This is a genomic window from Paraglaciecola sp. 25GB23A (assembly GCF_040012495.1).
GTDB lineage: Bacteria > Pseudomonadota > Gammaproteobacteria > Enterobacterales > Alteromonadaceae > Paraglaciecola.
Genome location: NZ_JBDYKM010000032.1, coordinates 13,344 through 32,955, shown reverse-complemented (window position 1 = coordinate 32,955; position 19,612 = coordinate 13,344). Strand labels below are relative to the sequence as shown.

Below are 19,612 nucleotides of genomic sequence, written 5' to 3'. Positions count from 1 at the left end.
GCGGGTAATATTTTTCAATAATTTGATAAAGAAGGGTTTGCTCTGGTTTATGACGTTCATACTTTACCGTCCCCTCTCTTCTGGCATCCTTTACAAGTGACATAGCCCACCCAAAAAACTGTTGTTTTATACAGTATAGGTGTGTTTTTTTATTGTAGGTATGCTGGCACTTTATAGCGCAAATATAAGGACATTAACGGTTGAAAAACTAATTAGCCCACCGTCTGCTTCACTCATTTTTTCCGTTCGATTCAATAATTCGTTTAGTCCGCTTTGGGCGTGAAGCCGAAGTTACTATCAAAAGTGCCCAATGACCGCAATTGGCACAGACTGTGTAAAAACTCAGAATACGCCTGCCAAATCTTCTCGTGTGTGGTACTCAAGGTGAAAATTGACTAAAACGCCGATTATTATGGCTAGCACTGAATGTTAGTTTTGTCGTCTCAAGTTGGGTCGGTAATGATGAATATGCCTTTTCTGAGGCTGTTTTAAAGCGTAAATTGAGGCTAAGCGCCTTTATTGTCTGATAGCTTCCATCAACCCAGTTGTTCCCATTATGGTCATCATTCGTTTCAGGTTGTAAGCCAACACATGCAGGCTCATTTCGATACTCACATTCTTTTTACGCTTCATTAAGAAGTGTGTCGCGCCCATCCACATTTTAATCGTGCCAAATGGGTGTTCAACAGTTTGTTTTCTCAATACCGCTATGTCTGGATTATCGTCGAGTCGCTGCTGCATGGCGTCTATCATATCTTCGTGAACCCAGCGCTTCATTTTCCTTGGCTCTTTTAAAGACGTTGTGCATTTATCCCTTATTTTACAATCACGGCAAGCGTAAAAATTAACGTATACCTTTAGCTCAAGTCCTTTATCTGTCGCGTTACGTTGATGCGGTAATTCCTCCCCAGCCGGACAAATATAAAGGTCTTGGTTTTTATCGTATTTAAATAAGGATTTGTTAAATATACCTTTTTTGGCTGAGCCTGATGTATCAGTTTGAGGCACGTTAACCGTCATGCCTAAATCTTGTGCGGCCTTGATATCGGTGCGACTAAAATAGCCTTTATCAGCGATAATGGTGATGTCTTTCTTATCTAACGTTTTTTGGACTTGCTCTGCCACTAAGGTGAGTTGGCCTCTGTCGGTCGTCATGGTAATTTCGTGATCAACAATCAAGTGGTGCTTGGTATCTACAGCGCTTTGCACGTTGTAGCAAACCTTTCTTTCCATGTGATGTGTCTTCATCAAACGGGCATCAGGGTCGGTTTGTGATATCTGCTTGTCTGGATGCGCATTCACTTCTGCTTCAAGTGTTTTAAGCTCAATCAAACGCTGTTCAAGCCAGACTAATTTTGAAGCTGAGACGGTCATATCAGTCTCTTTTTCATTGTCGTCTTTGGTGTCCATTTGGCTTAAGTATTTTTGAATACTCTTCTCAACACGGTCAATATGGAATTGGACTTTACTGGGGGTGTAATTCTTAGATTTGTTATTAACTGCCTTAAACTTACTGCCATCAATGGCGAAGACTGAATCATCAAACATGTTGAGCTGACGGCACAATTCAACAAACTTGCGGCAGACATTTTTAATCCCCTTGCCGTTATCTTTCCTAAAGTTCGCGATGGTTTTAAAGTCAGGTTTTAAACGCTCAAGCAACCACATTAATTCAACGTTGCGATGGCTTTCCTTTTCTAGCCGACGAGATGATTGGATACGATTTAAGTAACCATAAATGTAGAGTTTTAGCATAGTGGAAGGATGGTAGCCTGGGCGGCCAGTAAGCTTTGCATTAACAGTTTCAAAACCTAAGTCTAGCAAATCAAGATGGTCAACAAACATATCGATAACTCGAACTGGATTATCTTCACTAACAAAGTCATCTATTACTTCTGGGAAGAGTGTCGATTGCTGTCTTGCTTGACCTTTAATATGGTGAGACATGTCAGGTATACTCTGGTTTGGCTTACCCTTTTATTATACTAAACTCGGACTTAAAGTTGGATCGGTGGCTAAGATTCATTGATCATAAATATCACGTGCTTAGACCAAAAAGTGATCAATAGTTTTTACACAGTCTGGGCACTCAGGCGACGGCCGGCTTGGAGCGAATTACCACTTTTGCGAGTTCTTCCAAAGTCAAAAGTAATGTAACAAGATTTCGATTGGGAAGCCTAGCACCTGCAAACTAGTCGTTGCTCATTCATTGCTGTAGGAAACGGTGGAAGTTTATGTACTTAAAGTATTCTATTTTGAAATTTTTTTATCAGATCTCATTTGCTTTACCAAAATCGTAATTTCATTCAACACAAATCTGCACCAACAATCAATTCGTTGGTCATCTTTCAACTCAGCAAAATCAACACCTGTTGAATAGAGCTGGGATGTTGTTTATTCTGCTTATGCTCTCATAATTCATTAAAAGGCTAAGATGTGAAATATAAACTATCAGAAGTCGCGCAAATTGCGGAAATTATTGGCGCTGTAGCGATAGTTTTGTCACTGGTATTTGTTGGTGCCCAATTGCAAAAAAACACAAGTGCTACTAAGTCAGCTTCTGCAATAGCTGCTGCTAACTCGATGTCACAATGGTATTCCAATCTGGGGAGTAGTGAACAAAATAGCAACCTGTTTCGTAATTTTATGGCGAATCCAAGTTCTATGTCTGAGGAACAACGCTTTCAAGTCATAATGAATTTTCATGGCGTCATGCTTATCCTGCAAAATAATTTCTATTTAACAAATGAAGGGACCCTTGATGCAGAAATGAAGGATTCTATTTCTGAGTCCATTGTAGTTATTAAAGATTTTCCTGGATGGAAATTATATTGGAAGACCCGGAGAGCATTATTCTTAAGTGGCTTTCAGGAGTATGTTGATAAACTAATAAAAGCGGAACGCAGTGTATCTTCTGAAATTTATAAGGAAGTTGAGATAACGAAATAAGTCAACTAATTGGATGCCAATAGGGGCCATCTTTATAGTTAAACTCAACACCAATGAAACTTATACCATTCTCCGATTATTTAATAGATTGTGATGGGGGTTCCGTACTATCCGTTTTCAATCTTATTTTGGTGAGCGTCCGTTGTTGGCACAACTCTGCCCAACAGATGTCAATTCTGGACGAACTTTGGTGGCGATTAATACCGCTGACTAACCTCAAAATATCCACAGCCAACATCATAACTCGAAACTTTACGACTGTTTTTTTTCACTTTCACAGCTTTTCAGTTTTCCGCCGCCCCACCCCACCCACGTTTTGCGAAACTGCCAAATTTCTCCGCTGTGACCACCTCTGGGAAAAATGTTCGGGGCCGTGACCGAGGCACCCTGCGGCAGAAATTTTGTCACCCTCGGACACTCTGGGACACTCTCGGTGAGTTTTGCGAAACAGCCACCCTCACCGGCCGTGTGCCGGTGGCGGTGCTTATTTTTTTGTTTGCTTTTTTGGTGGGGCGCGGAAAACTGGAATTCTGAAATTGTGGCATGGTCCGGGTTGAGCGCTCAGGCGATATCCCGCAACAACAGCGCAACTATCTAGTGAAAAAAGATACAAGTCCAGTTGAAAACCGAGGGCTTTATGGCTGATTATCTTTTTTACCCAAAGCATGTATTTTGTTTATCAAAGTAGTCATATTTACTGGCTTATAAAAGAAGGCCATAATTCCGAGTTTAGTTGCCGAATCTACCGTCACATATTCGCTATAGCCAGTGCACATTATAATCGAGGCTGTTGGATCAATAACAAGCATATTAGTGGCCAACAACATTCCCGACATATTGGGCATGGTTTCGTCAGTAATGATCACATCGAAATTACTATGATTTTGTTTAAATACTGCCAGTGCACTCGATGGGTCATTAAACATAGTAACACTAGCAGAAAAGGCCTCCAAGTAATTTTGTAGCATGCTCGCAAGAGCGACTTCATCATCAATCACCATGATACGGATCCCCGCCAAACTAATGGGTTCTTCCTTAGTCTGCTCAGTAATCGTCGATGTAACATCGTCATCTGAATGTACAAGGGGAAAGTATAGGGCAAACTCAGTACCCTTTTTATCCATAGTTTTAACGCAAATATGACCGTTACTTGAGTGCACTAAACCATGTACGACAGAAAGGCCCATCCCCGTGCCTTTGCCGACTGCTTTGTTGGTATAAAAGGGGTCAAATATTTTGGAAATAGCCGAACTATCTATTCCAGAGCCGTTGTCACTAAAAACCATCTTAAGCCATTCACCGGAAAATTCGTTGCTACAAGAACTGCAGATAGCTCGTTGTTCATGCACTGTGCACACATTCACGGCAATACTGCCATACTCTCCCACCGCATCACGTGCATTTACCCCTAAGTTTAGGACAATTTGATGCAAATTAACCGCATCCATTGTAACCTTAAGGTCCTCACAAGCAGGATCTATTGTGCATTCTAATTCGACAGTCATAGGAATAACGGAGCGTAACAACGACACAGCCTCTCTCACCACGGGCGCGACCTGGACTAATTGTGCTTCCTGACTATCCCCTTCTGAAGGCATACGACTAAAGGTCAGCATTTGTTTAATCAGTGAAGTCGCTCTGTCACTAGCCAATAGTGCTTCTTGCAAACATTTGTCCACAGCATCTTTTGTACTGGATGTTAGTAATTTTCTTGCTAATGAGATATTCCCGACCATTGCACCGAGCAAGTTATTGAAATCATGAGCAATCCCAGCCGTTAAGTGTCCCATCGACTCCATTTTTGTTGCCTGAACAAGTTGAGCCTTCATCTGAAGTGCTTCAAATTCCTTTAACTTACGCTCACTAATATCGGAGTTGATACCAATCAGGCGCACTATTTTTCCGTTTTCGTCCTGTTCAACTCCAGTGCCACGACACAATATCCATTTGTATTCACCATTTTTGCAAAGAAGTCTGAATTCGTTCGAGTAAATCGACGTTTCACCGTTAACATATTTTTCCAAACTCAGTTTTGCATCGTCCCGATCATCTGGGTGCACCATCTCCTCCCACGCGGCAATATGTGAGGGCAATTCCCCTTCTTGGTATCCGAGCATCTCGGCGTACAACTTGGAAATCTCAAAATCGTGCGTTTTAACATGCAACTCCCAAAGTCCATCACCCACTTCATCTACCGCTAATTTCCAACGCAAGTCTTTTTCCTGCAGGGTGGCTTCTTTTTCTAGCAATTCAAAAGATAATATTTGTGCCATTTTTATTACTTTGTTATGCGTGTTACTGAGAGAGAGCAATAATCCAAACAAAAGAAAACTACATACCAACCCAACAATAAAAGGAAGCCAGAAAGTAAAAGAGGTAATAAAAGTCGAACTACTATTTTTGCCAAAAAAGAGATGGATACTATTTCCATTAAAGTCGATCACGCGTTTCTCAAAAGTATTAAGTGGTAGATTACCAACCCCTTTTAAACTGAATAATAATGAGCTATCACTGTAATCGGCATTATCGAACATTTTTATATCAACATTAAAACCTTGTTTATTTATCCATTGGGATAATGCTCCAGCCATTAAATCATCCATGCGATATGGACTATATACCCAGCCCTGCAAAGCCTGACGCCTTTTCTCGATGCTGTTAACGACATTTCCTTTAGCATAAACAGGAACATACATCAGTAGACCTGCCTGAACTTTGCCTTTCCCTTCCTGCACTAATTCAACTTTGCCGGTGAGTGCGGCGTCACCCGTGTCTCTGGCCTGTTCCATCGCTTTGCGCCTTGTTATATCGGAAAACATATCGTAGCCAAAGGCGTTTAAATTTCTGTCACTAAAGGGTTCGAGATAGATAATTGAGGTATATATTTCTCTTTCGCCCAGCGGATACACTTTATACTCAGGAAAACCTTGCGCTTGAACGTCTTTTTCATGCTGAGCAAGCAATTCTGGCGCAATTTTCTGTGCATAGCCAAAGCCCTGAACTCCTGGCAGTGCTAATACATCGGAATATTGTTTCCAATTCTCTCGCGTTATCGACTCTGATGCCGCAAACAAACCAACCCCACCTCTGAGTGTGATAGCAAATGTCCCCAGGGTTTCTCGTATCTTTTGAGTAATTTCGTCACTGGCAAAGGAAAACTCAATTAACTCATCTTTTCTTGACTCATTTTCTAGGTATAAACCCACTAATAAGGAGAGCATAGAACCAACAGCAAGCACGACAATGGGGATTCGATATGCCGATAATTTCAAATATTTAAACATTGACACCCTACAACTGTTGATTAAAAAAATAAACCAGACCCATAAAAGAATACGCTCGTTATGTTTAAAAAAAAACCTAAATCAACACTGTCTTCAAAGCTAAAAATCAGTCCTGAGCCGGTCGCCAGAAACTCTCACACCATCATCGAGAAATTCCTATTTACCCTCTGCCATCTTGTAATGCCTCCAAATGAATGGTTTTACCATCGGCTTTGGTTGATCACACTCAGCAACAGGAAGGTGTAATCCGGCTTGTTGAGTGTTTGTAGCAGTAAAGGTCGACCCGTGTACCAATGAAAACGCAAATGCCAGATCACGGTATTGGCGGGAAAGTTGCGCCGTTGTTTACACAACCATGAATAGGCCGTATCGAGCGTGGCCGAGTTGAAAATGTTGGTAAGGTTTGGCATGTTTGAGGATAGACCAACAGCTACTTTTTCCGCGTTCACAGAATTCCAGCTTTTCAGTTTTCGCTGCCCCACCCCACCCACCAGAACAGGCACTTTTAAAGGTTCAGTTCGGAAAAAGTTCGGAGTTCGGTCAGGTTAACTCGTTAATTTTCTTCCACTTACGGCGAGCTGACGATTATGAAAACCCAAAAAGTTCGGTATAGCTTCGGTTATGCAACCAAGGGGATTTGGTACCGGAAAAAAGCGTTACTTTTCATGAGCTTGGCCGGTAAATTCAGGACTCTCTCCTTACCTCATAATCGGCAGGCCCCCTGTTCAAGTCAGGGTTGGGCCACCATTTTTAAAGATAAAACTATTTAAAATCAATAACTTACCTGAAAACAAATCAATTCTGTGCCACTTTTGTTCCACTTTTCCATTGTATTTTTATCTGTCAAAAGGTCAAATTATTTATTCTTGGCCCTAATATAGATAAATTCGCTATCCTTCTACAAATCAGTAATCAAGATTCATAATTACTATAGAAATAGTTTTTCCAGGCGAAAAAGGTATTCATTTAGTTAGCAGAGATTAGGGAAATTCTGACCGTACACAATTTTATAATTAAAATTTCAAGAGTTAGATCATGTTTGAATAGGCGCTATGTGCCAATTGCAGACCTTCACCACTGATTTGGTTACCCTCTCAAGTTACTGCAAAGCAGACACTAACGCTTGAGTTAAGCATCTCCTCAGCCATGCGGGATTTACCTGAACGAATTGTTGGGTCACATATTAGTGTTTTTTTGCTGACCAATAAGATAAAAAATCGCGTCCAGTAGAATTAGTTAAGCCTTCCAACTTATCATTTTTCAACACAGCAGAATGATTGTAAGGCCCAGACCTATCCTCGGTCACAAAGGCAATACGAACTGCAGACCAGTCAGTGTTGATTCGTCCTTGTGAAATAGGTGAGCCATAGAAAGAGCCCTGAAAGGTCTTTCCATCGATTGATGTAACTACAAACTCTTGGAAGTATTCCTCAGCGCCTGGGGTTGGGCGAAGATCGACTCGCCATATGCCTATCAGCTTATTTGAATCTGGCGCTGCAACTTTTGGGACCGTAGTGGTAGAGCATGAAATTACAGCGAATACAAAAAATAAGCTGGTCAATTTGCGCATGAATACTCTCCTAGTGCTGCTAACGCCATTTTAAGCGGTGGGCACGCTCTTCGCGAACATCAGTCTTCAAAATTTTTGTTAGGTGTTTGCTCAAAAACATAATGTACTCGTTAGATACCCTTTAGATTGAACTAGCCGCCATTAACACCATGCTAGTACCCCATACGATGAATATAGAGGTAATAACAACGCATGAAACCGCAAGTCTAAAGCCTATTTGAAATTTAACATGATTTCGAACAGCTCTAAATATGTAACTAATCGGTACAACAGGCAATACCCATAGCGATGCCATCCCGAAAACATAAACAAACATTGAAATATCACTCGCTAAAGAAGTTCCCTCTAGCAAAATCCCCAATCCATAAAATACCATCACATAAAAGATAGAATATATAGATGCTAGTACATAAAAAACTGAAAATAACCTCAAAAGATACGACACCTTACGCGCCAATATGCCGACAAAAAAGCGCAGCGAGTTGAGGTCGGAATTATTGGCTTGTTATGCATGTAACGTTGACTCTATCTTTAAAAACTTACTGCTTGCGTTCCAGCCACTTAAGGCTTCCTAGCACCAAAATAAAAAAAGTTAATGATAGGAAAAAACCGATAATGGTAGCACCAATCAACTCTTTCAATTTAAATAGCTCACTATTTGAAGGATCAATGACCGGTAAAAAGTAGTTACTTAGAAAAAATCCAATTGATGCAAACGCAGCATATGCAATCGACTTAACAATTACTTTTCTCTCTAAATAAGACATTTTACAGTGGACTCCATTTTTTGTACTTATTCTTACGCGCCAGATTAACAGCACTTGTGATTTCCTCTCGCGGAGACTTTGCACAATAATCTAAGTATTCTTCTACTTTCGCTCCAGACCACCCTGGGGCTGCTGCCACAACCCAGAAATGAATACCTTGGTTCAACTCTCTTGTGGCAACGTAATTGATGATTTTTTCAATGTGACTATCACTCGGCACCATTTTGAGCATAGCCATTGCTCGAAGAGCACCGTCAATAAGCATTTCGTTACCAGTATCAAGGAGCTTGAATATTGGAGCAGTATCTCTTTCGTTCTCGATAGAAAGTCTAACTATTGCATCTCCAATAGCAACGTAAACCATAGTTGCTTCGAAATCTTGTTTTGTAAGCTCGTTCAGAAATGGCAATGCTGGCTTATAACCACATTCACCTATAGCCATGATCATCTGGTACTGAGTTTCCCAAGTCCGAAGATCTTTAAGTTCGATCTCAAGCGCAGCTAATAGAGACGAGCCTGCATCAACATCTTTTAGCTTTCGCAATCTCTTTGCAGCAGAACGGCGCTTAGGAGATTTCTTGTCTCCCAGTTGAGCCACTATTTCATTCAATGCTCAGTTCTCCGTAGTGCCTAACGCCCCTAATAAACGGCGCAAACTTGCTGGCTATAATGGCGAGGAACGAGCTCCAGCCAGCGAGTTGGCGTCCGGTTGATTGGCTTGTGTACGCCCAGCATGGGCATGAACTAATGAGCGGAGGCCGCCCCTGGTGAAAGTCCTCTGTAGGATGGTCACCGTTTATTTAACTTACCGTTATTAAACGTTAACTACTAGCGAATGGCAAGGGCTAAACCGTGAGGTATGGTCTTGAAGCCGTCTGTCGTCTCAGTGCCAATTGCAGTCGATGGGGACATTCGGATTTTAATTGGACTATAACCCTAAAGCGGACATTAACGCCCAAATAACAGGCTAAGTAATGGTTGGCTAAAAAGTGAAACGAAGTGGAACGCAGCCAACTGTTACGTGTCCTTGTTTATTTTCTTGTTAGCCGTTCATTAGACTCTTTTTCATATAAACTCTAGAAAAACCATCTTCGACAATACGATTAGAAATGGAATAACCAACGTGTTGATATAAAGAAATATTCTCAACCATCTTTTCGTGAGTATATAATTCAATAAACTTAAAGCCTTTACTCAATGCTATAGACTCTGCAAGTTGAAGTAAGGATTTACCATATCCATTTCCCTGAGCTTTTGGATGAACTGTAATATTTTCAATAAATAATTGTTTCTTTGATTCAATTAATATTAATACTAAAAGCCCTACTAGACCTAAGCTTTTATCAACCAGAACATAAGTGATTTTTTCTTTAATACATTGCTCATAGTTAGCGAGCATTGGTGCAGGCTTTCCCCCAATACGTTCTATGTAATGCTCATAAGCAGAATTAACACACAAAATTATATCTTTTAAGTCAGATTGACATGCTTCTCTAATATTCAAATACCAAACTCCAAAGAACGGCTAACGCCCCAATTTGGGGAAATTATGAGTGTTTTGCCACGAAGTGGCAGCGAGTAATTTTCCCAGGCCAACTTGTTGGCCGAACAACATTGGCTTGTTATATGACTGGTACATATCTAAGCCAGACCAGTAAACCTATAAACAAGTTTAAGATACCTAAAACACGTATATAACTGAGACGCACCGCATTTTCCAGATCTAAAACTTCACCCGAAAATAGCTTCGAGCAAAAATTTACCATCCAGACAATTAGCTTGCGAGCTTGCGTTGGGAAAAGTAGGAGAAATAATCCTCCAACAATCAAATTCATTAACGTAGTAAGCATGGTTCACTCAAAGTCATATAACGCCTCGTTAAGAGGCAAATATTGCTTGGCTATAATTTGGAACGAAGTGAACAAAGCCAAGCTCTATTTGTCCATTTCTTTAACGACTTGTTAGCAATACAATACTAAAAGCCCGCTTTTTTAGAACAGTAATCTGCGAACTTTACACCTGCTGAATTAGCAACTTTAATTGAATCTACTAGCGAATCATTGAATTTATTCATTAATTTGCCACCAGCAAATTCATTGACTTTATCGATAGTGTTTTGAGGTAGATTATTTATATCAGCCTTTCCTTTATGGATATTAAACCATAACTTACCATAGTCAGAATTAAGCCACGTTGATACTTCTTTTAATTCATTAAGCGATAGGTGTTTTTTAAAAAGTGGAATGAACTCGCTTAAATAAATATGTTTTTCATTTAAAGCACAATCAAGAAGTTTAGATTTAATCTCTGGTTCAATTTCTAAAGCTAAAATTTCTTCATGCAGGTTTACTGAAGATTTAAACAAGTCTGGAGAGGACTTCAACATAAAATAAAATTCTTTTTCATATTCGCGTTCAGTAGCAAAGCTACTAAAGCATATGAAGATAAGTATCAAAAAAGTTAAAGTCCTATAATTCATCCTTGGCTTCCCTGTGTTGCTAACGCGCGGCTAAAAAGTGAACCAAATGCTGGGCGGGCGATTTGCTCCGCAAATGGCATGACAGCTTTGGTGAATCTTAATTAAGCCGCTTGTTATATGCAAATTACTCAAAGTACTCTTTTTGCATTTTTAAATATCGATCATAGCTATAAGTAATAGGTGCGTCTTTGTACTTATCACTAGAAGTAAATTCTAAAACTAACTTTTCTTTTTTAAATATGCAGTCAACGCAACGTATTACTTTTACTAAGTTAAATAAAGTACCTACTGGAATATTTGCTTTACTTAAAACTTCAGGACCAGAAAAACCCGGAGACTCCATTAACGCGTATTGATGAAGTACTTTTTCATAATTTGGCTCCATTGTTACGCCGTGAAGATCAAAGGCCACTTTGGTTTTAAGTTGAACGCCTATTATTTGTTTATATTCATCTTCACCACTGACATCTTCCCATTCAGTAATTAAGCAACCAGATAACGAAAAAGTCGAAAGTATTAAAAATAAAGTCCTCAGATTCACCGCATTATCCTTTGCATATAACGCCCCAATATGCCGACGAAACAAGCGCAGCGAGTTGAGGTCGGAATAATTGGTTTGTTATTGCGCAAGACGACACCCTTCACCCTTTGAATATGTAAACTCTCCATTCATTGAATTAAACATGAAGCTACCACCAATTGAATCTTTCACGCACACTATGTCTTGATAAGTCCAAGGCGGAGCAGTTGTATCTCTCCACCAAACAGATGAAACCGACTGTTTTATTTTGCGTATGGCATCTTCATCATAAAGTTGATTTAACGTGTATTTATTTAAAATATCACCGCCTGCGGAATAAACTACAACCACATAACCAAGACCTAATTCGCCCCAGTTATCGAAAGAAAATGTAGTCCCAAAGTCCGTAATCAAAACTTTTGATGGCGAAATTTCATTAGTCATATTGAAAGTCGATTTTTGGGTGTATTTTGTACCTTCAAAAGAAAAAACAATTGCTAATGCTTTTTTGTTTCCCCAATCCTCGGAAGGCACAACTCTCAAAAGAAATTCACCATTAGGGCTAGATGAACTTTGCACTGTCGGCGAAGGCCAACTGTCAGCAAGAGCACTCTTTCCAATAAACCCTATAGCCAGAACAACCCAAATTTTGAAATTCAAGACAACTCCATTTTTGCGCTATAACAGCTTATTATGTAGACGTCTCAGTAAATTCCAGACACCTACGTGAATTAATAATCCTAAGTTAACCAATAATCAATAAGTTAGAAAGCATTTTGAGCACTAAACTTACCTTTCAAATAGGATATTACTCAGAAGTCTCAGTAATATCGGCTTCATTTTTAGAAAAACATAGCTAAATCAATAACCTATGACAAACACCGAGTTTTTAAAGGATATTAATGAGACTTCTCAGTAACACACCCGATATGTTTAATGGATATAAACCACACAAAACAGCGCTTTGAATGGAAATTTAAAGTTGAATGTCTGCTTTAGTTTGATAGGCGATCTTCATAGCAGCTCAGCCGAACTTCCGCTTTTCGCTCATTCCGGCCCTACGAATAAAGCCTCAGAATCCCTAAATCAACTATTCACCCTGGCAGGCATTAACTTGCTGCAACTTTCCATATCCAAGCTCTGTGGCCTTTTTCACACGCTTTTTATTGGCTTTTCTGTAGTGCTTCAATGAATGCAGTGACAAATGCCCTAAAAGTGATGATAACGTTAAATCATCAAGATCCTCTAATCTGCCAAGTAGCGACTCTCGAAAATCATGTAACCTATATTTATATTTAACAATGGCATCCGTCGAATCGGCGAAAAAACCTAATGTTAATCTCAAATCTGTCCATTCCTTATCAAAGTTGGCTTTATGGCCTTTTTCGGCACGTTGTGATGGGAATAAATATTCTGAGCTAGAGGTTTGCATTCTGTCAGAAATCATTCGAGTAATATCAACTGGGATTGCTATTTCTGTCTCAATACCGTTTTTAGGCTTAACTTTTACTGTCGAATGATTGAAATCAACTTGTGTGTATTTCATCCCAATTACTTGGTTTGTCCTGAAATGCCCCGTTGATTGCAGATTCATAAAAAATCTAAAATCCGTATTTTCTGAACTATCAAGATACTCAAATAGTGCTTTCAGGTCTTCATCAGAAAATTCTACATGCCGTTGACGATTTATTCTCTTAACATTATGAAAGTGATAAATATCATCACGACCAATTAATCTTTCATTAAAACAAAAGTTCATAGCCGCTTTTATTCGTGTGACGATCTTGTCGTGAATACCGTTAGATTCTGCAAAAGATCTTAGATAACTCTTAAATCTAGCTTGAGTCATGTTTTCTAATTTCTCATTCATGAGCAGTATTGATTCTAAGGTTCCATTTGGCATGTCAACCACTATATTTTTTGAAAAATAGTTCTTAATCAAAGCTGTTATTTGTTTCCACTCCTCAGAACCTTCACCATGCTTATTTTTCACATTAAATTCCAAATGAGCGTGTAAAACATCACCTATGACTTCGACTTTATGAGAATGTAACTTAAATTCATGTTGATCTGGTGCTCTACCGAGCTTAACTTTTATTTTGTTATACGCCTTAACGGCGCAATCTAATTGAACTAACGAAATCCCTTGATTAGTCTCCCAACTTTCTATAACAACCCTGGAATGAACACCGTTGCGCTTACCTTTCACAATCAAATTTCTTTTGCTAGCACTAATTTCTAAATAAAGTCCTTTTATTTCAGTAGTATAGATTCGTATTTTTCTTTCACAGACGTTACTGACTATCGCTTCATCAGTAACATCACTTAAATAAATCGACTTACTGATAGGTTTAGTATGGGTTTGGACTAGCGGATCTTGCATTGCTTTCTTTTGAACTTGTAAATTACCAACAACAAAAGAAGTAGTTGATTTACTTATGGGCACGCTCATTGACTTGAGTTCATCTTCGTCATTACTTGCGACCTTAGCGCCTGGAGTAACATGAACAGGAACATCAGGAGCATTTAACAATACTGATTGAGTTTGACTCAGCTGAGGTAATTCAGCCCTAATGCATTGGTATTTTTGCTCTGAAGCTCGACGATTACGCAGGTATTGCTCCAGTAAAGCCGGCGCATTCGACTCGAAATAATATAAGTTTGAGTCCCTCTTTGTCTGAAAACCAAGAAATACCTCTTGGTCAAAAAATTCAAGAATGACAAATTCAGGTAAATTGGTTCGCTGACACATTTCAGATATCGAAATATACGAAATCGTCTTTTCAAATACAGACGAAGAAACACTCACACTCTTATGAGTATGAGCTTTCGACTGTTTCTGAAGTTGATCTTGCATTGGCGTACCAAAATTATTGTGAACACTGAGTGTCGACTATTTGCCAGTTGCAAATCAAATTTTAGCGATTTTTCAAAACACGAAACTTAAATCAGTAATTTTAATTAAACGGTTGAAACTCTAAATGAAAGAAATTTCCGATTGATTGGCCTATTTAAAAGTGAGGCCAACTAGAGGAAATTAAAAATGAAAAATAATATTGAGTATGATGATCTTAATATCGGACTATCAGATCAAACTGATGAATATGTAGTCCTTTTTGAGTCTGACGATAAAACTGAACGTATTGTTTTGTTCAGGAATATCCAACGACAAATTGAATATATATTACTGTCACCATCATTGCTTTGTTCAGATGATAGTAAATTTTTAACTAGAAATTATTTAGAACTAAATGAGTATCATTTATTGCTAAACTACCAACATAAGATCCAACTTTATCAATTCCAAGAAAACAGACTAGAGTTGTTTCATGCATTTTTTAGGATGACGACGACTACCTTTTTTAGGACAATTTCGGCTCATCATTGTTAAATGTAGCCATACTTTAGCCAGCTTTGCTGGCTTTTTACACTGACTTTATTCGAAACATCCAAATGTAATATTAAGTAGGTTATTAATATTAAGCTTTGAGACAAAAAACAACCATACAATTAACTACAACTACCGCTACATGTGTATTCATTTCGACATAATCATATTTTGATACAATCAAAAATTGATTATCCTTTTTTGAGTTCGTAACATTTTCTTGCTTATAACCTTACAGAGAAAAAGATGTCATCAAACCTCGAACAATATATTAAAGAAAATTTTTACGATAACAAATCGGCTTTTGCACGGTTTATGGGGGTTACTAGTCAACAAGTAAGTAAATGGATTAGGCATGAATGGATAGTGGAAGGTAATGAGTTATGCGCCCCTAAACGCGAAATTCCTGAATTTGTAAAAGTGACGAATGAATTTAGGTCAAGTCAATTACTGCCACTCTATTGTATGAGTGGATGCACTGAAGAACCAGCATATTTAACTTTGGATATTCAACATGGGGATATAGATGTGCACGTTGGACATAATCGCTCCCTTGAAATGGCAACGTGTCGTGTATTGATGTTTCCAATAAATCCGAGACTTACCACTCAACAAATTACAGACTGTATTGAAAGCAGAAAGCCATTATTTCAAGCCATTTTGACAGGCAGTAGTATTGAGTACGATAACAATAACTTCAGAGGCAAGTTTAACGAAGATGCAGACTTTTGGATCGAAGAGCTAGAGCAATCTTTATTTGAGTTAGATGACGCGGATGAGGTATATATTTTGGATGCAGTTGATCCAATAATAGAAGATGACCCCTTTGGATTAGAAATAAATGCTAAGTCGCTAACAGACATGGCCGATTTCGTTAAATTAAAAGCCAAGGAATCCGAAGTGGTCTTTTCGGATGATTTAATGTCAAGTTTAGAACAAGATATTTTGAGTTTTTATAATTATTTAGCCAGCCTCGAAGATGATCTTGATGACTTTCCAGACTGGGTCAAAAAACTGTTGGATCATTAAAAAGTTCTAAGCTAGAAGCATAAAAAGCGACTTAAAATAATTCTATCGCGCTTAGTAAAAACTTGAGAAAGCGGATAATTTTCCTAACTAGGCTCTAGTTAACTTCGAGAACATTAAAAATCGAGGTTAATTATGAGTGTCAATAGAGATAAAAAGAGTCAGTTTGTTAAAGTCTATAAACGAGCAAGTCAGTCACCATTTTCTGATCACTCCACAATGTTGTGGCTTGCTTCAGCGATTTGTGAAAACGACTTAGGGATTGAAATAGACTATAAACGATACATTTATGTTCACCGTGAAATTGACGGCACAATTTGTGGGATTAGTATTAGCAAAAAAATGCTTTCTGAAAATCCAGACTTTGAAAATAGGTATCTGGATGGAGTAGAAATGTATGCTTTTTTATTGATTCATATTGAAGAAATTACGGCATTTTGTGAATTTTTCAGAAATGAGTTTATTGATATGTTTTTAATACCTCCGTTGACTTATTTTACCTATGCCGAACAGTATTGGCTTGAAAAAATAAGTGATGCTTAGTTGCATATTTTAAGCGAACCGACTGGTTCGCTTTTTTATAACCGCATAGCATCAAATTAGGTATTCCAATCATCGTCGCTTGTTGAACTAATGTCGAAGTCATCACTAACGCTAGAGTTAAGATCATCATTACTAAATATATCAATATCATGGCTCATGTCGCTGCCAAAAGGGTTACCAGCAACATCTATACATCCAATCATTGGCAGGCCAGTCGCAGGGTTTACTCCCCAATCTTCATCATCATTATCTAAATCAAGCCCCCCTTGATTATTAGCGTACCCAGTGTATTCAATAGACAACGATTTAACATTGGATCTTGATGAAAGTGAGCGCTGTCTAGACAGCTTAATTTTCTCTATTTTTATCCGTCTGTCATTCTCAAAGCTTCTTTGTCCTTGCTCATACCATGCGTTTCCGCCGACATATGGATAAGTTTTTGCCTCCTCAGGCACTTTCACAAATAAGCCATAAAAAACATAGAAATAAGCAAATATGCCAACCAAAAATCCATACAGGAGTGCACCATTTATTAATAGAAAAGTAGATATTCCTGCGAGTATGAATGTCTTAGTTAATTCGATTAAAACATGCTCAATCATTAAATCTTTGCGGGTTTGTCTATCTTGTTTAGAACGGCTGTTAAAGTTGTTCATCTGCTTCTCCTCAAATTCGATGAACATCTTAATTTAATAATAAAAAACGCGAAGTCAAAAGAAAAATCGGCATATTTTTCATATTGCAAGACTACTTATTAATGACTGCGAGTGACAAACTACTCTACGTCAGTCTGTGTTCTTATTGTAACTAAATGACTAATCGACAGATAACTGTTGAGCAAATATTGAGAATACGAGCAGCGTTGAAACGATGTGTGTAATTGGCTGTTTTCTTTTAAAAGTCTAAAGAGAACCGACTTTCACAGACTTAATCCATTGACTGGAATGTCATCCAGCCATAAAAAAATGGCGCTCGATAATGAGCGTCATTTTGGTTTTAACGGTAGAACATTTCTGTAAGTTCATCGCAATACTTTGTACGATAAACGATTGCTTGTTTGAGTAACTGAACGTCACTTACAGACATTAGTGGCTGTTTTGTTTTTGAGCTTCTCACTTCAATCAATTCGTCGAATAATTGAGAATGAAAACGCTTAATATCATCTAAAATATCTTTAGATTGAGATATCAAAAATACTTTTTCATAAAATCCGGCTTTAATTGCTTCAAGATACCTGAGTAAAATTGCACTCCTTTGAGCTTTAGTCTTAAATGAGTTTTCTAGCTCTAAAGCAATAATACAATTAGCTCCTTCACTTTTCTCTAATAGCAGTCCATCAACGATTCGCGTATCTGCTTTTGTCATCTGTCGTTTAAATTCACGTTCTGTCATTAAACCTTGATAAATATTAAGTTCAGGCTGCTTTCGAGACGTCTCTTGCATCAAGCTTAGTAAGATGTGAGCATTCATTAAGTCATGCATTATTGTGTTTTGATTTACACCTTTTTCTGCTGGTGTGTGGCGTCTGAAATGAACTGGAATGGTCATCAACTCTTCAGCAAACTTAGCTCCATGGCTATCACAGATATAAATACGTCCATCAACGCTTCGATGTGTAATTATGCAAATCAGTAGCTGTTGTTTTACGAGCTTGTTCAAATGTTCTAACGCTTGTCGTTTTGATATTGAATACAAACTTGCTATCAATGTTGGAGAGCAGAGTCCAATCCGAGCAGTCACAACAACTGTCATTTGTTGTCGTAATCGCCCTATTTCATTGTTGTTTTCGGCATGTTTATACCGCATATCGATGTCGAAATATCGTTGAACTAACAAACTCATTTCAGAGCTATTCTGGAAAAAATTATTACTGGTCATATGGTTCCTCTATTTTTGATTACTGTTAATCAAAAATAGAGGCCGCGCTTGCGAAATTTTTCCGTTTACAAACAAGCAAACTGTCGTTTTAGGTTTCGTGCGGCTTAAACTCTGTTGCCGTCACCAATTCCGACAGTTCAACCGCAAGGAAAAAGAGCATTAGGATATTCCTTCGGAACATCCTAACTGCCTTGAAAGCCCCGTCATCTCTCTTGTCACATGCGTGACGAGCTGACTCTACGCGACTATCGTCACTAGGCTTTCAAGCCAAGCCGGCGCGTACTTGCTTCACCCGTACTACCGCCATATTTGCGTTCGACATCGACGTTTTTCAAACTGTCAATTTCAGCCATTGCTGACGAACCATTTTCTGTTGAAAATGCCAGGTTGTTCGTTAAGTTGTACCAACTTTCCTCACAATTTTTGCTAGGGCAAAAACCAATATGACGGTAGTACGGACAAGCCGCACGCGCCGGACTTCGTCGAACAAAACTTTGTTTTTTATCGACTACGTGAATTACTGGTTTGTTTCACAAACGCTCTTTTTGCAGTTTGTCATGCTGACAAATGCGACAGTCACTTTCAGTAAAAATGCAGCAAAGCGAGACTTATTGAATCTTGGCTTTACAGATATTTAATAGATTACAAACCGAACAGCTAAATAAAAAAGATTGCATTCGAAAACTCAATCATTAATGTAAATTGAAAGTCTTGTACGAATTAAAAATAATGAGTGAAGCACTAGCACATCGAATTTTGCTGACATTATTATCCGTTATTACAGCCATTTGCTTGCCTTCATTTTTGCTTGCAAGCCTAGATAAATTAGAAGCCAAAAGCCTTATTTATGTATTTGTAAATATTGGATTTTTTTGGAAAATTTATTTCGGGATTGTGAGATACGAAAAAAATGTAGAGTTGAAAAAACTTGAACGCTCTGGTTGGATTTTACTGAGTTATTCACTATTGATATTTTATTAAAAAAATAGGAGTTAAAATGGAACAATTGTGGTTTTTATTACCCGCCTTGGTTTTCGTTGTCGGCGGATTTTGGCTTGTCAAAAAGTTAAAGCGCTAGCCAGTACAAACTATTTTTCTTTTGATATATAACGCAACATAATTTTGGGTAAAAAGACGTAGGTCGCTAGTAATACTAATTAAATTAAGGCTATAGCTATAAAGGAATAGATCAATTTTATGTCCTCACT

Annotated in this window: 18 protein-coding genes; 5 read left to right on the top strand and 13 right to left on the bottom strand. The window is 38.4% G+C overall.

The features are described 5' to 3' along the window. Nucleotides 1-516 precede the first annotated feature (516 nt). On the bottom strand, nt 517-1,947 hold the full coding sequence (locus ABKW31_RS21345; RefSeq protein ID WP_348618686.1) for an IS1182 family transposase: 1,431 nt from the start codon (nt 1,945-1,947) through the stop codon (nt 517-519). 489 nt (nt 1,948-2,436) lie between these two features. Between ABKW31_RS21345 and ABKW31_RS21340 the strand changes: the two genes are divergently transcribed. After that, entirely contained in the window at nt 2,437-2,949 is a 513-nt protein-coding gene (locus ABKW31_RS21340; protein WP_348618685.1) for a hypothetical protein, read from the top strand. A gap of 635 nt (nt 2,950-3,584) precedes the next feature. Here ABKW31_RS21340 and ABKW31_RS21335 read toward each other — a convergent pair. The 10 genes from ABKW31_RS21335 to ABKW31_RS21290 form a co-directional block, all read right to left on the bottom strand. After that, entirely contained in the window at nt 3,585-6,233 is a 2,649-nt protein-coding gene (locus ABKW31_RS21335) for a CHASE domain-containing protein (protein WP_348618684.1), read from the bottom strand. A 200-nt stretch (nt 6,234-6,433) separates the two neighbouring features. Then, nucleotides 6,434-6,643: a hypothetical protein gene (locus ABKW31_RS21330; RefSeq protein WP_348618683.1), complete on the bottom strand. Its 210-nt coding sequence runs from the start codon at nt 6,641-6,643 to the stop codon at nt 6,434-6,436. 773 nt (nt 6,644-7,416) lie between these two features. Beyond that, entirely contained in the window at nt 7,417-7,803 is a 387-nt protein-coding gene (locus ABKW31_RS21325) for a hypothetical protein (RefSeq protein WP_348618681.1), read from the bottom strand. A 539-nt stretch (nt 7,804-8,342) separates the two neighbouring features. Further along, nucleotides 8,343-8,570, bottom strand: a complete 228-nt coding sequence (locus ABKW31_RS21320; RefSeq protein ID WP_348618680.1) for a hypothetical protein — start codon at nt 8,568-8,570, stop codon at nt 8,343-8,345. A gap of 1 nt (nt 8,571) precedes the next feature. Beyond that, nucleotides 8,572-9,180, bottom strand: a complete 609-nt coding sequence (locus tag ABKW31_RS21315; RefSeq protein WP_348618678.1) for a hypothetical protein — start codon at nt 9,178-9,180, stop codon at nt 8,572-8,574. 432 nt (nt 9,181-9,612) lie between these two features. After that, nucleotides 9,613-10,074: a GNAT family N-acetyltransferase gene (locus ABKW31_RS21310; protein ID WP_348618677.1), complete on the bottom strand. Its 462-nt coding sequence runs from the start codon at nt 10,072-10,074 to the stop codon at nt 9,613-9,615. 471 nt (nt 10,075-10,545) lie between these two features. Then, a complete protein-coding gene (locus ABKW31_RS21305; protein WP_348618676.1) occupies nt 10,546-10,956 on the bottom strand; it encodes a hypothetical protein in 411 nt (136 codons plus the stop codon). A gap of 217 nt (nt 10,957-11,173) precedes the next feature. Next, nucleotides 11,174-11,590 (bottom strand): hypothetical protein, encoded by a 417-nt coding sequence (locus tag ABKW31_RS21300; RefSeq protein ID WP_348618674.1) that lies wholly within the window; start codon nt 11,588-11,590, stop codon nt 11,174-11,176. Nucleotides 11,591-11,668: 78 nt separating this feature from the next. Then, on the bottom strand, nt 11,669-12,229 hold the full coding sequence (locus tag ABKW31_RS21295) for a hypothetical protein (RefSeq protein WP_348618673.1): 561 nt from the start codon (nt 12,227-12,229) through the stop codon (nt 11,669-11,671). A 430-nt stretch (nt 12,230-12,659) separates the two neighbouring features. After that, the gene (locus ABKW31_RS21290) at nt 12,660-14,426 is read right to left on the bottom strand and encodes a tyrosine-type recombinase/integrase (RefSeq protein WP_348618672.1); all 1,767 of its coding nucleotides are present in this window, start codon (nt 14,424-14,426) and stop codon (nt 12,660-12,662) included. A gap of 186 nt (nt 14,427-14,612) precedes the next feature. Between ABKW31_RS21290 and ABKW31_RS21285 the strand changes: the two genes are divergently transcribed. The 3 genes from ABKW31_RS21285 (at nt 14,613) to ABKW31_RS21275 (ending at nt 16,526) form a co-directional block, all read left to right on the top strand. Beyond that, nucleotides 14,613-14,960, top strand: coding sequence for a hypothetical protein (locus tag ABKW31_RS21285; protein WP_348618671.1), 348 nt, complete (start codon nt 14,613-14,615; stop codon nt 14,958-14,960). Nucleotides 14,961-15,203: 243 nt separating this feature from the next. Further along, a complete protein-coding gene (locus tag ABKW31_RS21280) occupies nt 15,204-15,986 on the top strand; it encodes a hypothetical protein (protein WP_348618670.1) in 783 nt (260 codons plus the stop codon). Nucleotides 15,987-16,118: 132 nt separating this feature from the next. Continuing rightward, nucleotides 16,119-16,526 carry a hypothetical protein gene (locus ABKW31_RS21275; RefSeq protein ID WP_348618669.1) on the top strand — a complete coding sequence of 136 codons (408 nt, stop codon included), beginning with the start codon at nt 16,119-16,121 and terminating at the stop codon, nt 16,524-16,526. Between the two features lie 56 nt (nt 16,527-16,582). Here the strand turns inward: ABKW31_RS21275 and ABKW31_RS21270 are convergent, their stop codons facing one another. Then, nucleotides 16,583-17,182: a hypothetical protein gene (locus ABKW31_RS21270; RefSeq protein ID WP_348618668.1), complete on the bottom strand. Its 600-nt coding sequence runs from the start codon at nt 17,180-17,182 to the stop codon at nt 16,583-16,585. A 340-nt stretch (nt 17,183-17,522) separates the two neighbouring features. Then, entirely contained in the window at nt 17,523-18,404 is an 882-nt protein-coding gene (locus ABKW31_RS21265; protein ID WP_348618667.1) for a hypothetical protein, read from the bottom strand. Nucleotides 18,405-19,133: 729 nt separating this feature from the next. Here ABKW31_RS21265 and ABKW31_RS21260 point away from each other — a divergent pair. Continuing rightward, the gene (locus ABKW31_RS21260; protein WP_348618665.1) at nt 19,134-19,385 is read left to right on the top strand and encodes a hypothetical protein; all 252 of its coding nucleotides are present in this window, start codon (nt 19,134-19,136) and stop codon (nt 19,383-19,385) included. The last annotated feature ends 227 nt before the right edge of the window (nt 19,386-19,612 follow it).